This is a genomic window from Serratia sp. 3ACOL1 (assembly GCF_003668775.1).
Classification (GTDB): Bacteria; Pseudomonadota; Gammaproteobacteria; order Enterobacterales; family Enterobacteriaceae; genus Chania; species Chania fonticola.
Window position 1 is genome coordinate 189,898 of sequence record NZ_CP033055.1, and the last position, 14,379, is coordinate 204,276.

Sequence of the window (14,379 nt, forward strand, 5' to 3'; positions counted from 1 at the left end):
CAGGGCTGTTTTTTATCCCCATCTAGCAGCTTTTGCACTCTCCAAGATTTCGCCTACGCTTGAAGTTATGATTCACTGGGATATACTTGTTAGAATGAAAGATAAAGGTATCTTATGAATGATTTATATCATTGAAAATCGCGTGCTTTTCAATATGGATGAAAACGCGTTTACGCTTCTTGAGGATGGGAATGAGAAAATAATCATTTCTAATCCGGCTCGGCGTGTCCTGGCCTTGCTTATCGAACAGCATGGTTCCATCGTACTACGCGAGACTCTGTTCCAGAAGGTTTGGGATGATTATGGTTTGATTTCAAGCAATAACAATCTCAATCAATGTATCAGTAAATTGCGGAAAATCATTTCCAGCTTAGGTATCGAATCAGAATTTATCGTAACCATTCCTAAAATTGGTTTCTTGATCAAGAAAGAAACCAAAGTGCAAGTTTATCTTGAATCTGAAAAGCAGGAAATCCTTGATGAAAAGCCTTTAATTCATGATGATAAATCACATGAAACCGTTTTGCTTAAAGAAAAGCCAACTCCAGTTGTCGATATAAATAACAAAAATAATATCAAAAAATCTGTCGTGGTTTATCTTTTTCTCGCTCTAAGCTTTTGTTTAATCTCATTTTTTGTAATCTTAAGTTACGATAAAAAACCTATGCAACTTAACCATTTTGTTGCAAATTTTGGTGAGTGTAAATTGTACTCTGTGACACCCATTACTAAGAGTGAAAATGAAAAATTTATAGCTCGAGCCAAATGTTTTATGGCCGATAAAAATATGGTTTGCAAAAGTAATGATGCCTTCATATTTCATACTGAATCAACGTTATCTCCTATTAACACCGGCTCCTTTCGTGAGTTTATGGCAAGATGCGAGGTGGGTAAAGACAACCGCATAGAATCATGCCAGAGTTTTTATAGAAATGATAGGAAATGCAATGAGTAATATAAAAACAAAAAACATAATAATCTCTACTGTATTGGTGACGGCAGTACTTGTTCTATATGCTATTTATACCGTATTCAGTTACCAAAACAATCGCGTGGATGAGCCCATTTATAACTACGGTTGTCGTGGTAATATTAGTGTGGAAAGCATATACAATGACAAACTTGTGACTATGAATGCCAATGTTTACTTCTCATTCTTGAATTCGCACAATATTATTTACGCAATAAGTGGCACCGCGACAATGTATAATGAAAAAAATGAAGTCATAAAAAAGCAAACGATCTTAAGAAATATTTACTATAGTTATCGAGTTGAGAGTGTTAGACAGCATACTTATACATTGAACAGTGAGCGTATCGATGTCAATGCAATCGATAATATTGATAACAATTTCGCAAGCCTTGTCATGTTTGACAGCATGTTCAAAGTGGGCTATAACGATATAGTAGTGATTAAACCGAAAACCGAGAATACTATTTTAATTTCGAATAATCAGTCACCTTTTATGATGTGTGTGTATCATTAAATTTCTTGGGAAACTAGCAGAAATCAACGCCTATCGATAATAAAAGTACAGGCTAAAACCACATGCCAATGCATAGCGTTTGAGCGTTTTAAAGCTGGCGTGTGTCGGTTTCTTTTCCAAACGGCTAATTGCTGGTGGTGTGACTCCCAGTCTTTTTGCGACTTCTGCCTGGCTTAATCCCGCTTCTTCACGCATTTTTTGTAGAATATACTCTAACTCAACCTCTTCTTTCAATTTTTGATCGTCGTACTGAACTCGCGGATCTTCCAGTGCTTTCACCAGCGATCTGGCATTGTTTCTAAACTCCATTGAAGACCTTCCTCATCCAAACCAATGATATTGGTCTGGCCTACTCTCAGTATAAATATCATTTTGGCGGTTCTTTCAGTACCATCGTGCTAATATTTTTAACTTCGGAAAGTCCCACTAATAATTGAAGGAACTGTGGCGAGGTAAGTCCTAACTTTCTCATGGCGTTCATTTTATGCGCGCTGACGGTTTTAATATTTATTCCTGCCATCTTGCCAATGGCCGCAGGCGTTATTTTTCGAGCCAAACTGTTTAATACAAACCACTCCCGCTGTGAGAGGGGTTTATTAGCACCATTAGCTTCTTTCTTTTCAATAATGCCTGGGCTAGCATATTGGTTATTAGTATTGACGGACTGAGTAACAACACGATGGATAAACTGTAGGGTCTCTTTTTTTGACAATAAATGGAACATTTTAAATGAAGTAAGGGAATGTAAAATCTCCATCTCTTTATTCTCGGTTAAAATAATGACTCTGTTATTAATGCAATCTCTTTTTAAGGCTGAAAAATAATTAATTAAATCATAAGTCGGCATAGTATACTGCTGGATAGAACGCTGCATTTTATAAACGCCTAGCTCAGAATACGCATTCTCCAACAAATAATTAAGCCCCATCTCCGTACAAAAATCATTAAAAAAAACAATAAAGCACGATCCCTGACTGATTGGTTCCAAGTCATTTATTTCTTGCCAAACCGCCATGTTATCTCCAAGTATTAGTAGTAGTTGACTTTTACAATCACTGAGGTATCAAATTGACCCAGGGCAATGTCTCTTCCTGGAATTGCACTTATTGTCGCTATAAAGTCTTTCTTGACTTGATTGACATTATTTAACTCTGCAAAATCATCGTAGCGATTAAATTTGATAGCCTGTTGTAAATCGTTGTATAGGGTTAATTTAGTCCCATTCTGTAAGTCTATTGCATCATCACCAATCAATGGACTTGGGGTAGAGAATTCAGCCTGTAGCGAGAAGTTATCGAGACAACCTTGCTTTATTGCTTGAATAGCGAAAGGCATGCTTACGCCAGAGGTTCCCGTTAACAAATTCTTCTGGATAGCGGAAAAGTTGACTATTTGCGATTCAGGATAGACTTTTAAATCTGAGCCACAGGCCAGAAAGCGGACTCCTTGCAGGCCTGATAGCGTATATTTTACGTTTTTTGCGTTGGCGGAATTATTCAGGCCGCGGCTGCCATCTAATTGGAATACAATGAATTGATCGTTTCCTTTATAGGTCCCATTGCTTGGTGCGTTACCTGCCAATTTGATATAGAGCCTGAACGTAATTGGGATAGTGACATTCTGACCTTTTTTGATAGGTGCACTACCGGTGCTCAAACTTTGTGCATTTTCCTCAAGATCCTGGCCATTATAACTCACACCGAGCTTCAGTCCTTCTCCCAACGACTGGGATTTTGGGTTGAAATAAAAATGCACTACGTCAGTGATTGTGCCAAGAACATTATCACAATAGGCCGTCATACTGATTTCATTGGATTCCCATATTTTGGTTCCGATAGGCACATTGGAAGGGATCGCCAGTTTACCGACGGGGATTGGTGGCATATTCACCAACTGAGTTCCTTTTTCAACACAGTCTAAAGCCTTAGCTGTCTGGCTCATAAATAATAAACTGAGCAATAGTGATATGAGGTGAAGTGAACACCATTTTCTTTGAGTATGCATTTTTTATCCTGATTTAAAATCGGCGCTAGAGTTTTTATTATTTATAGCTAAGCCTAAAGGTAGCTTGTGTATAGAAATTACCTAGTTGAATACGATCTAGTTGTTCATAACTTTCCAACATGACGAACAATTGCAGTACATCGCTATTATCTTGTAGCCGGAATAGTTGGCTTTCCTCGCCTAAAATCACCCGTTCTCCCTGTTCGTTCTCAATAGCCAAGCCAACCCCATGCTTCATATCCTTCCCACCCAATAAATCCTGTCGCGTCGAGGAGGCGCTTTCACCGTAAAAAGTTATTGAAACCAGATAGCCATTGTTGGCACTTTCTTCGTTCATTTTTACCTTATCGAAGGCGGAGTGTTTTTCCATGACGCAGTTGATGACATGTATTTTTAAAGGAATGGGTGAAGAGTGAGCACCCACTCGGTTAAACGTTGCGTTGCTAATAACCCCTAAAGGGATAACCTGTTCATCGCTAGCCATTTCAATGTGACAAGGCGAGGTGATCACCGCACCGGAAAATGACAGTTTCCCGCGCATTCCTTCCGCTGATTGGTGCGCTGGGCTAGCCGCCGCGGTCCCAACGAAAATGCATAACAGTAATGCCAGTACACTATATGTGCGGTTAAGCTTCATGCCATCCTCCGCTTTATCGGCTCTTATTGTTGATTTTTTCACATTGGCTGTTTCGGCACTGATACTCATTGATCTGCAGACCGCCATAGTCATCCATATACCCAATGCTATAGCGTTCGCCACTATAGCCACCGGTAGCCACCGTTTCTGTCGAGTATGGAGCGATCATGACGCTGTCAAAACCAGGGAAATTGCCGCGATTATCCTGGCTTAAATAGCCAATTGTGATGTAGAAGGGGGTCGGGTTAGCCATTTTTACCGTGCCATTTTGCGCCGTCACCGCGATCTTCTCCTGCCAGATATCCCCTTGCTTTGGCGTAATTGCCGCAGGTCGGAAGAACACTTTTATCCGGCTTTGGATCGCTACCTGCATCACGTTGTTTAGTTCGCTCTTCGGCGGCACTTCTCTGACATTGAAATAAAAAATCGACTCACGATCCTTAGGTAGTGCTTTCGCATCTGCCAGTTGCAGGATCCTGACCAGGCTTTTTTGGCCTGAGTCGATACGCTGCATTGGCGGTAGAGCGACTAGCGGACTGGGGATTTTTTCCCCGGCGCCATTCTCAAGCCAAACTTGTGCCAGATAGGGCAAGCTTTTACTCTGATTTTCAAGCATGACGCTGACAGATTGATCGTTACTCCCGAATATCACGCGAGTTCTGTCCAGGTTAATTGCAGCAAAGGTGGCATTGCAGGCTAAAATAGTCATAGCCAATATGGCTAAGCGTAAATTTTTTTTCATTTCTTCATTTCATCCCTAATAAAGTGGCGCAGTCATGAAACATATGCCTATTGACATGGCAATAAAACCTGACCGGAATAAATAGAACTATCATCGGGTGCGTGGATGCGACATTGTTTATTTTCACCCCATCGTACAGTCAGTTTCTTCTCTGCAGAAATACCCGCAAGATAAACCAGTCCATTTTCACCAACCAAGCCGGATTCGAACCCAGTGCTGTTATCCGTTACCACAGAGCCCAACGGAGGAAAACTGCCATCCTGTAACCGGATCACCGCCATCAGTTGCTGGCCTTTTATGGCACGAATTTTTCGGTAGCCAATAGCACCTTCGGTTAGAGTCTTACTGACAACGGAACTATAAACTTCGACATCGACAGGTAGATTATTGACATCAATCCATACGTCCGATGTTTGATAACTTGATACGCCATTAGCCACGGCAATGCCGTAGTCGTTGGTGACACCAGACCCGTTATTGATTGGGATCCCTTTTACCTGCGCAGCCAGCATGATCCTTGGTTCATCGCCTGCGCTGTTTTGGTGTAGTGCTGCCCCGTAAGGCGTCGCCGTCAATGAACCGTACCAGTTGCCGCTGAGTGAACGATAATCATTATTTTTGACGCTACCATTCAAGCCAAATTGCCCATGTGGCGTATTGTGCTGATAATTACCACGGAACACGCCATTGCCTTTCTGGATATCAGGGCTGTTGCCCCCCGCACTGACCCGCCAAGTGTTATTAATGTCCTGGCTATTGTAATAAGAAACGGCCTGACTGAAGCCCCCGCTAGAGCTTTGCTGCGCGTCATAACTGATCTGTTGCCCGGCAGAGATTGGTAAGCTGAATGACAGGAATATCTGATCCTCGTCCTCATAGCGATATTTCAATTTGCTGGCGGTCAGCGTGGTCGATATCCCTCTGAATGGGCCGATATCGAAAATTTTGCTCGCCGACATGCTGTAATTATTGGTCGACGAATCATTCCAATAAATTTTGTGCGTGGCCGACAAATAGAGTGTGACATCTGGCCATGGCACGTATTGGTTCGCGGTTATCGTATACGTTTGTTTGTCATCCCTTGAATAGGTATTGCCACTGACTTTGTCAAGGTACTGATTCAACGACATAAACGTTTTTTCTGAAAAGCGATATCCGGCGAACGTGATCTGGCTGCCGGTGGCCTCAAAACGCTTGGCATAATTGGCCCGAACGCTGTATCCCGTCAGCTTGTTCTGGTGCGCCAGATTTGCAGCCGAACGGGTAACGTCGAAAGAGACAGCCCCAAAGCTTTTCAGGTTTTGGCCTATGCCCAACGCTTGTGCCTGATAGTCACCGTTGGTGGTAATCACTCCGCCGTACAGCGACAAATTATTCAGTATCCCCCAGGAAAGCTCACCGCTATAGAACGCTGGGTCGATGGCGTGATTGTTTCGTCCCTCTGTCGGTTTACCCAGTGCGGTTTTAAACCGAACGCTTCCTTTTCTGGTCAGGAAGGGAATGGTTGCCGTGCTGACCTGATAGGAGGTCACGCTACCGTTTTCCTCTTCAATACGTACATCGAGTGCGCCTTGTACCGCTTCACTCAGATCCTGAATAACAAACGGCCCTGGGGGCACGTTGGCCTGATAAATAATCCGGCTATTTTGACTGATAATCACCCTGGCATTGGTTTTTGCTATGCCAGTGACCTGCGGTGCGTAACCACGCAGGGACGGCGGTAACATACGTTGATCGCTATTCAGTGATACCCCTGCAAAGCGGAATGAATCGAATATGTCCGAGTTAAGGTAGGTTTGCCCACCGCTCAATTTTGCGCCCAACGCTGGTATTGCACGATACAGGTAGACCTGCGCCCAGGTAAATTGGTCACTCCTTGGCCCGTTTGACGAGTGACTATTGGTATACTGGTAATCGCCACGTAGACGCCATGGCCCCATATTGGCACCGGTAGTTCCGTAACTACTGAAATTGGTTGAGCGCGCGCCCTCTTTGGGGACGAATTTGCTGCCTAGCAGGTTGTAGTCCAGCAAGAAACCAGGTACTCCCTCGTCCCACTGTGAGGGGGGAACCCAGTTCTGATCGCGATAATTGAGCCAGGCCTGAGGTATCGTAATCGTTAGGGTCTGTTTCTCTTGATCATAGCGGGCTGTAACTTCAGGATCCTGGTCCAGCGAGAGGCATTGCTGGCCATGCCACGTGGTCAACGAAGAACGGAAACTATCAGTCAAATCGAATTGTTCGACTAATTCTGGCGTAAGGCACACTCGGCTATTTTTTTTACTTTCAGTAGCAATATATTTTATTAAGCGTTGTTCTGGCAATAAGTGACCATTGATCACAATATCCAGCAGATACTCTCCTGGCAGAATGTAGTTCGCCACTTCAAAACGTGATAGGTCAATGTTTTCTCGATCTTTAGCGTCGATAATATGGGTGTTGAATTCGACGGCTTGGCTTGCTGTAGACATACCTATCCCAGCCAAGGTCAAGATAACTAATCTTGTCAGCCTAAGACCCATTGAGATCCGATTCAATGTAAAATACATAGTGAAATCACTTTTTATGTTTTTAGAGCAAGTTAGAACTTTGCTATAGAAAATTAATGGTGATGCTGTTTATTGAGGTGCTCTCTCCTCAATACGCTTTATAATTGCAGTTGCCTCAGTAAAAATACAACTGCAATTATTAAGGATGTTTACCTGATGATAGCTAAAATATTATTTATAGTTTAGTGCGTATGTCGCTTGGGAAACGATAGTCCCCGTAGAAACCGGCTGATTGTTTGCTTCAACACGGGCTGCAAAGACCAGCTCATTGTTACCGGTGACCAGATTGATATCTTTTGAGGTATCGCCCACCTTCAGTAGATCGCCATTAGCATCGATCAAACGGATTGCTGCACCCTTTGCACTTCCGGTGTTTGCGACCAGTTCAGCAACGCTGCTGTCTGCGGTGCCACCAAAAGAAACGCCCACTTTTGACATAGCTGGATATTCCACAGCACCTGCAGTTTGTGAAGACAAATCACAATCTTGCAGATGAATGGTGTAGCTAACGTTTTGAGAATATTTGTTGCCGGTTTCAAGTACCTTATTCGCTACCTGACCCATATCGACGTTGATATCTGCATCACCCGGAGCCACGGAGCAAGGTGCGTTGATCACGGTACCCGTGAAATGAATACGGCCTGACCCTTGGTCAGCACCTACAGGGGCATCAGCGAAAGCGGAAGAAGATACCAATGCTGACATGGCAATAATGAAAATATTCTTTTTGGCGTTAAACATGATTCGTCCTTCATAAAGTTACGATAAAACAGTTCGTTCAGACGACTTTCACTACAGATAAAAGTGGCATGAACAACCATATGTAATATCGAAGAGAGCCCATCTCTCTTGCAAATCAATAATACTGATATTTTTCATATCACGATATAATAATTTGAAAAATAACCATATTAAGAATTAAGTTCCGCGCAAACTATCTGCAGCACTTATTTAGCGTGATTGTTAACTTTTATGTGAATAGTATTGATACTAAATTTCAGTATTTTCTTAAGTTAAGGTCGCTAGCTCTTGATGGCTTTAATGTTTTTATCATTATTTTAACAATTAAAGTCATTAAATTTAATTTTTGTTATCTTTAAGATAGCAATTTGGGGCTGCATTGCATTTTTATGACGAAAAAATCACCGGTAATTATAGTTAACAAATTTTTTCTAGGAGGTTTCTTGAGGTGGTTCTAGCTTCGGGGGGAATCGACGTTGATGCATCTTGATTGGCTTAGGCGATTAAATGCTTGAGGGAGGCTTTTCTCGCGTGTAATGCATGGTTCCGGTAGATGTAGGTCTGCTTTCGAACAACAGAATTTTATAGCAATCATGATGACTGTCTATTCACAAGCCATAGGCAAACTTGTTCGTCACGGGTTGTACAATAAAAATAGTGGATTCAATACTATCAATCAGATGGGGCCATTTAATCCATGCTTTCATGTGCGTTCACAAGTTTAATTCCACGGTTAATTTTAAATTAAATATCTATTTTTTTCTTTAAAAAAGAATTAAACCTCACATTATTAGGAGGTAAAGAAATTAAATTGATAGGTTTGTTATATCGCTATAATCTATTTTATATCAATGGCTATAAGTTAACGTATGAAGTCTAGCGAATATTTTAGATATTCAATGTATTGAACGGGGTAATACTACGGTGGCAGCGTCGGCCAAAATAATCAAAGTTCTGATAATCGATAAAGATAACTATTTTATAGCTGGGCTGCGCCGAATCATTTCTGATTTTTACCGCAGTAAAGACATCTCAGTACAATTCATCGTTCGGCATGTGGCTGGTTTTTCGGCAGATATCATTTTTCAAACGTTCGATTATGGCGCCAGGTTTAACGTTTGGCGCTCTCTACCCTCGGGAGCGCCGAGCCCGTTAGTTTTTCTGATCCGGGACCAAAGAAATAGCTTGTTATCACATCTATTTCAATCGGTACGAAAAAGCGGGACGTTATATCGAAATCAACCGATCGACGTGCTCAAGAGCATGCTCGAAGAGGCAATATCTATGCAAGGGTTTCTGCCTCCGAAAAAAATGCTAGACACCCAGGGCTTTACCCTCCGTGAAAGTGAAGTGCTACGCTACCTGAGACAAGGTAAATCGCATGAAGAAACGGCAAATGTGATGAGGCTTCACGTCAAAACCATAAGTGGGTATAAGCGTTCAGCGATGAGAAAACTGAATTTCAAACGCAACCAAGAATTATTCCACTGGCTGTTACAAGGCGGATTATCCAGTTTAGAGAGGAAAATGTAAAGTATGAGTTATCTTATTTGACTTCAGGCCCCTGGACCTTGTTACAATTAGGGTTACTAGCCCCCCCCCTAAATTGAAGAGTGATAGGCATAAAAGAGCAATACCGCCGCTCTTGGCACTGAAGCTTATTTTATCAGGTGAAAAAATGCGTCATCCACAAAGTCCTTTACCATTGGCTAGCCCAATGGGGTTATCTTTATTGCCTCTAGGGTTACTAATGATTTGGCTGATATTACTTAGCCCACTCGCCCTACCTAATATGGGCGGAAGTGGCCTGAAACTACCGCAAAATATCCTGACTTGGGCGGTGATGGCTGTCGTCACTGCCACCCTCTGGTTGACACTACCGGCTAACTCTCCCATCTCCCTTAGCGTAACGGCTCGTTGGCTGCTGCTGGCCGTGGTGATCCTGGCAATTCCCCTATTATATACCTCCCCCCAATGGCAGAGTGCTGGGCTGGCACGCTGGCTTGGGTTGGCTGGCGGTTGGGTTTTTTACGTCTCATGGATGCAATATCGCCCACCGCACTTTGCCCGCCATTGGTTATTTTACGCCATTCTGCTGGCCGCTGTATTCCAGGGGGTGATCGCTCTTTTACAATTGACCTTACCGGGAACCGTACCGGCTTGGTTTGACTATCCAATGAAAAACGGTCGGCCCTATGGGGTTTTCCTACAGGTGAATGTGCTGGCCAGCTTTATCGCTTGCGGATTGGCACTGGCATTGATGCTGTTGTTGTTGCCAGATTTTTCCTTAACTCTGCCAAAAGCAGAACGAGGCAGACGATATGCTTTGGGGTTGGTGCTTGTGCTGTTCCCCGCGTTATTGGTGTGGTTACAGTCACGGATAGGCTGGCTTGGCGGCGGTATCAGCGGGGCGCTGTTGCTCTGGTTGGGATGGCGGCAGGCAAAAAAGCTTACGGGGATCGCAACAGGTTTAATGCTTGTTGGTATCACTATCGCCCTGACTTTTCAAATAAATGGAGGGGTTGAAACGGTTGAACACGCCGCGTCAAATCAGGCCCGGCTGATCATGTTGCAGGACAGCCTAAAGATGATTGTCGAAAAGCCTTGGCTGGGTTGGGGTTACGGCGGATTTGAATACGCTTTTCAGCACTATCGGTTGGCTGCCGGATTATCCACATTGGGTCTTGGCGTGGTGCGCCATCCACATAATGAAATCTTGCTGTGGTGGGTTGAAGGGGGCATAGCTGCCTTGGCAGGCATGGCGATCTTACTGTGTGCTGGTTTCAGGTTGCTCCGGCTATCCTGGCGAAAAAAAGGCGTAAGCCTGGCGTTGGCCATCGCGCTGCTCCCTTTGCTGTTACATAGCCAAACTGAATATCCGTTTGTGCTGTCTAGCGCACATTGGGCCATTTTTTTACTGCTGCTGGCACAGTGGGATCGCCAAACCGATAAGGCCATAGAACGCACTACTTTTCCTTTGATAACTCCCTCATTTTTACGAACTGTAGTGCCCATGGCTTCAGCCGCCATAGGCATCGTGGCCAGTATTGGTCTATATGCCAATTTTTCTTTAACCGCCGTTGAACGTAATCACTTTGCGGATATTCAACCCGCTCGCCGCGCGATGGCATTTGATCCCTGGGTGAATACCGAACGTTGGCATTACGATCAACAGACACATGCGTTGCTAATGTATAACCAGACCCGCGATCCCCGCCTGCTTGAAAACTATGCCCAATGGGCTCAGGGCTATCTTGCACGTCGGATCGATAAAAATGTTTATGCCTCATGGTTAGCTATCGCACAATATCAGCAGGATACCGCCACCTACCGGCGTTTACACCAGGAAGCAAAGGCATTATTTCCCTCTGACCCACGGTTTTTAACCAATTTGCCTGAGTGAAGAGAGATAAGTTTATACTGGTGTGCACACTATGATCCGTGCGAGCCAACAATGCGCTGGTAAGAGTGGGGCAATCAGTTGGTCTGCTAGCGCAGGTCAGTGGTTTATCATGCGACTAGCTGGTACGGTATGCCCTTTATGGATAGCAAGGAACAGGGAATGTTTGACATTATCAGCGACTTGGCAAGTGTGGTATTTAGAATTATTTTTGGGATACTGGAAGCGATCTACGAAATTGTGAATTGCATTTACTCGTTTACCAAAGGGCGCAGGCGGATACGGGTGTTAATCACCGTATTGGTATTTTTGGTCTTGCTCGGTCTGTTCTATTGGTGGATTGTTAATGCAAGCCAATGATGATTTAAACGGGCGCAGCATGCTGCGCCCCTAGACGTCACCACATCTATCAGGCCTTACTGCCTTGCCCAACGCGGCCCCAAACCATCTCGCCCTTATGGAACGTGGCGGTTCTTGGGGAAATACGCGCTACCGCTTCGGCGGAGCAGGAGGCATCAACCAGCACAAAACTGGCATCGTCCTGGGCTTTCGGCCATACGCGCTCACCCTTATCATTCAGCGGCAAGACGTCACCGGTGGCAAGGGCCAACGAACGTGACAGGGTTCCCTCATTCGGGCGGACGTAAAGCTGAGCGTAAAGGTTGGCTTTCTCCAGCATGTCGCCCAAACCATACGGCGACCAGTGGTCGATTACGCTGTCGGTGCCGGTCATTAAATACACGCCTTTCTCACGCAGCTGGCTGAGCGGCATGTGCATAGTGCCAATGGGTACCGTGGTGGCAATGGTGATCTGCTGTGCCGCCATGCGGGTGGCGATCTCATCCACCTGTTGCTCATTCATCATTGCCAGCGCAAAGGCGTGGCTAATGGTTAGCTTGCCCTTTAACTGTGGCGTTTTCTCAACGGTTGCTACCATGTAATTCACCGCCGCAATGCCTGCCGGGCTGGTTTCGTGCAGGTGGATGTCCACCCCTTTGTTATAATCCAGCGCGATCTGGAACATGCTATCGAGCGACTTTTCCATGGCGCCATCGACGTTGGTTGGGTCCAGCCCACCAACGTAGTGCGCTCCTGCCTGCATTGCCTCACGCATCAGCGGCTCTGATTTCGAATACAGCAAGCCATGCTGTGGGAACGCGACAATTTCGCAGTCAAAGCCAGACTTGCGGCGAGCCAACACTTCTTGCAGATTCTCCAGGTTTTTCAGGCCGGAGGTCGGCTCAACGTTGCAATGGCTGCGAGCGGTGGTGGAACCGTAGGACTGAATCAGATCGATCAGCTTTTCGGCCCGCTCTTGGGTGTAAGGTTGCAGTTCCGGCAACAGCTTCTGCTCCAGCCGAATCATATCTTTGATGGTGGTGCCCGCTGGGCGATTCAGCGAACGCCATGGGCCGCCGTAAAAAGTTTTGTCCAGATGGATGTGCATATCACGCATGGCGGGCAGCATCAGTTTGCCGCCAGCGTCGTAGACCGGCAGCGTACTGTCCGCATGCTGGCGGTTATCGCGCAACGCAACGATCTTGCCCTGGTTGATCTCCAGCGTTTTCAGTTCGGTGCGGGTGCTGACCGGGGTTGCCCCGTCAAACTCAAAACCCGCCTCTAGCAGCACGTTATCCAGATAATAGTGCGGGTCGGTAATTTTCATGCGCTGGTCTGCCTCACAGCTCGCGGTTGCCGGGTTAGCAGCATAACCGACGGAGGAGGTTGCGCCCAATAGTGCGCAGGCCGCAGCCACTTTGCCACTATGGCTCAAAAACTCACGGCGGCTTTTATTCTCATTCATCTGTGGTTGCCTCTCAGAGGTTAACGATATGGGTGCCCGTTTCACCGCGCAGTGCGGCGGGGAGGCAATCCGGCGAGGTGATGACTACGCGTTTGCCGCCATCGCGTAAGAACGCCAGGCTGGCGACGATCTTCGGCAGCATGCTGCCAGCAGGGAAGTGGCCTTCTGCCATATAGCGGGTCATTTCGGCCACGTTCACCTGGCCTAACGCTTGCTGATTCGGTTTGCCAAAGTGAATGCACACTTTCTCTACGCCAGTGGTGATCACCAGCACGTCGGCACGGATTTCCCTGGCGAGCAGGGCAGTGGAGAGATCTTTATCGATCACCGCATCGACGCTTTGGTAATCACCTTGTGAATTACGCGCTACAGGGATGCCACCGCCGCCTGCTCCGATCACCACAAACCCTTGTTGCGTGAGTGCCTTGATTGCGTCGGCCTCCACGATCCTGATGGGTTCCGGTGAGGCGACCACCCGGCGATAGCCGCGCCCGGAGTCTTCTACAAAACGCCAGGTGGGGTATTGCTGCAATAACGCATCGCGCTGTTGTTCGCTAAAGAAAGCGCCGATCGGTTTGGTGGGGTTGGTGAAACCGGGATCCTGTTTATCCACTTCAACCTGCGTGATGACGGTTACCGCTTTCTGCCCGCCATGCTGTGCCAGGCGGTTATTGAGTGCCTGCTGAATGAGATAGCCGATACCGCCTTGGGTATCCGCCACGCAGTTGGCCAGCGGGGTCAGCGGCAGGCCTTCATGTTCGTGGGCCACTTCGGCACGGCGCAATTCCAGCCCCACCTGCGGGCCGTTGCCGTGGGTGAGGACGATGTGGTAATCCGATGCCAGCATTTCCAGCACCGAGTCTGCGACCTTTTTCACCGCCTCGGTCTGATGTTCCACTGTCTGGCTGGCGTTGTCTTTGATAATGCTGTTGCCACCAATGGCGACGACGACGAGTTCTTTCATCTGGGTTTTCCGATTAAAAAGGCCGTTTAAATAGGGGCGGGAGCTGGTGAT

14 protein-coding genes are annotated in these 14,379 nt (G+C 45.9%); 5 read left to right on the forward strand and 9 right to left on the reverse strand.

All coding sequences use genetic code 11. From position 1 onward, the window contains the following. The first annotated feature begins 118 nt into the window (after positions 1-118). Both D9980_RS00920 and D9980_RS00925 read left to right on the forward strand, forming a co-directional pair. Complete coding sequence (locus D9980_RS00920) at positions 119-955, forward strand: winged helix-turn-helix domain-containing protein (protein ID WP_024484810.1); 837 nt, start codon at positions 119-121, stop codon at positions 953-955. Then, positions 948-1,487, forward strand: coding sequence for a FidL-like protein (locus D9980_RS00925; protein WP_024484811.1), 540 nt, complete (start codon positions 948-950; stop codon positions 1,485-1,487). The genes D9980_RS00920 and D9980_RS00925 overlap by 8 nt, the downstream gene beginning before the upstream one ends. A 30-nt stretch (positions 1,488-1,517) precedes the next feature. Here the strand turns inward: D9980_RS00925 and D9980_RS00930 are convergent, their stop codons facing one another. From D9980_RS00930 to D9980_RS00960, 7 genes are all read right to left on the reverse strand, one after another. Continuing rightward, positions 1,518-1,796 carry a helix-turn-helix transcriptional regulator gene (locus D9980_RS00930; protein WP_024484812.1) on the reverse strand — a complete coding sequence of 93 codons (279 nt, stop codon included), beginning with the start codon at positions 1,794-1,796 and terminating at the stop codon, positions 1,518-1,520. A 58-nt stretch (positions 1,797-1,854) separates the two neighbouring features. Then, on the reverse strand, positions 1,855-2,502 hold the full coding sequence (locus D9980_RS00935; protein ID WP_121606131.1) for a LuxR C-terminal-related transcriptional regulator: 648 nt from the start codon (positions 2,500-2,502) through the stop codon (positions 1,855-1,857). 14 nt (positions 2,503-2,516) lie between these two features. Then, positions 2,517-3,491: a fimbrial protein gene (locus tag D9980_RS00940; RefSeq protein WP_121606132.1), complete on the reverse strand. Its 975-nt coding sequence runs from the start codon at positions 3,489-3,491 to the stop codon at positions 2,517-2,519. 37 nt (positions 3,492-3,528) lie between these two features. Continuing rightward, positions 3,529-4,197, reverse strand: coding sequence for a fimbrial protein (locus D9980_RS00945; protein WP_238393676.1), 669 nt, complete (start codon positions 4,195-4,197; stop codon positions 3,529-3,531). Further along, on the reverse strand, positions 4,142-4,837 hold the full coding sequence (locus tag D9980_RS00950; protein WP_370454324.1) for a molecular chaperone: 696 nt from the start codon (positions 4,835-4,837) through the stop codon (positions 4,142-4,144). The genes D9980_RS00945 and D9980_RS00950 overlap by 56 nt, the downstream gene beginning before the upstream one ends. 80 nt (positions 4,838-4,917) lie before the next feature. Then, positions 4,918-7,341, reverse strand: coding sequence for a fimbria/pilus outer membrane usher protein (locus tag D9980_RS00955; protein ID WP_237736901.1), 2,424 nt, complete (start codon positions 7,339-7,341; stop codon positions 4,918-4,920). A gap of 249 nt (positions 7,342-7,590) precedes the next feature. Continuing rightward, entirely contained in the window at positions 7,591-8,160 is a 570-nt protein-coding gene (locus D9980_RS00960) for a fimbrial protein (protein WP_024484816.1), read from the reverse strand. A gap of 924 nt (positions 8,161-9,084) precedes the next feature. Here D9980_RS00960 and D9980_RS00965 point away from each other — a divergent pair. The 3 genes from D9980_RS00965 to D9980_RS00975 all read left to right on the forward strand — a co-directional run bounded on the left by D9980_RS00965 (position 9,085) and on the right by D9980_RS00975 (position 11,920). Beyond that, positions 9,085-9,693: a LuxR C-terminal-related transcriptional regulator gene (locus D9980_RS00965; protein ID WP_121606136.1), complete on the forward strand. Its 609-nt coding sequence runs from the start codon at positions 9,085-9,087 to the stop codon at positions 9,691-9,693. Positions 9,694-9,910: 217 nt separating this feature from the next. After that, positions 9,911-11,563 (forward strand): PglL family O-oligosaccharyltransferase, encoded by a 1,653-nt coding sequence (locus tag D9980_RS00970; RefSeq protein ID WP_162304216.1) that lies wholly within the window; start codon positions 9,911-9,913, stop codon positions 11,561-11,563. Between the two features lie 159 nt (positions 11,564-11,722). Then, a complete protein-coding gene (locus D9980_RS00975; RefSeq protein ID WP_121606138.1) occupies positions 11,723-11,920 on the forward strand; it encodes a hypothetical protein in 198 nt (65 codons plus the stop codon). Between the two features lie 49 nt (positions 11,921-11,969). On the opposite strand, the gene D9980_RS00980 is transcribed toward D9980_RS00975, so the two are convergent. Together D9980_RS00980 and D9980_RS00985 are read right to left on the reverse strand one after the other, a co-directional pair. Continuing rightward, the gene (locus tag D9980_RS00980; protein WP_121606139.1) at positions 11,970-13,364 is read right to left on the reverse strand and encodes an amidohydrolase family protein; all 1,395 of its coding nucleotides are present in this window, start codon (positions 13,362-13,364) and stop codon (positions 11,970-11,972) included. 13 nt (positions 13,365-13,377) lie between these two features. Next, positions 13,378-14,328, reverse strand: coding sequence for a carbamate kinase family protein (locus D9980_RS00985; RefSeq protein ID WP_121606140.1), 951 nt, complete (start codon positions 14,326-14,328; stop codon positions 13,378-13,380). Positions 14,329-14,379: the final 51 nt, after the last annotated feature.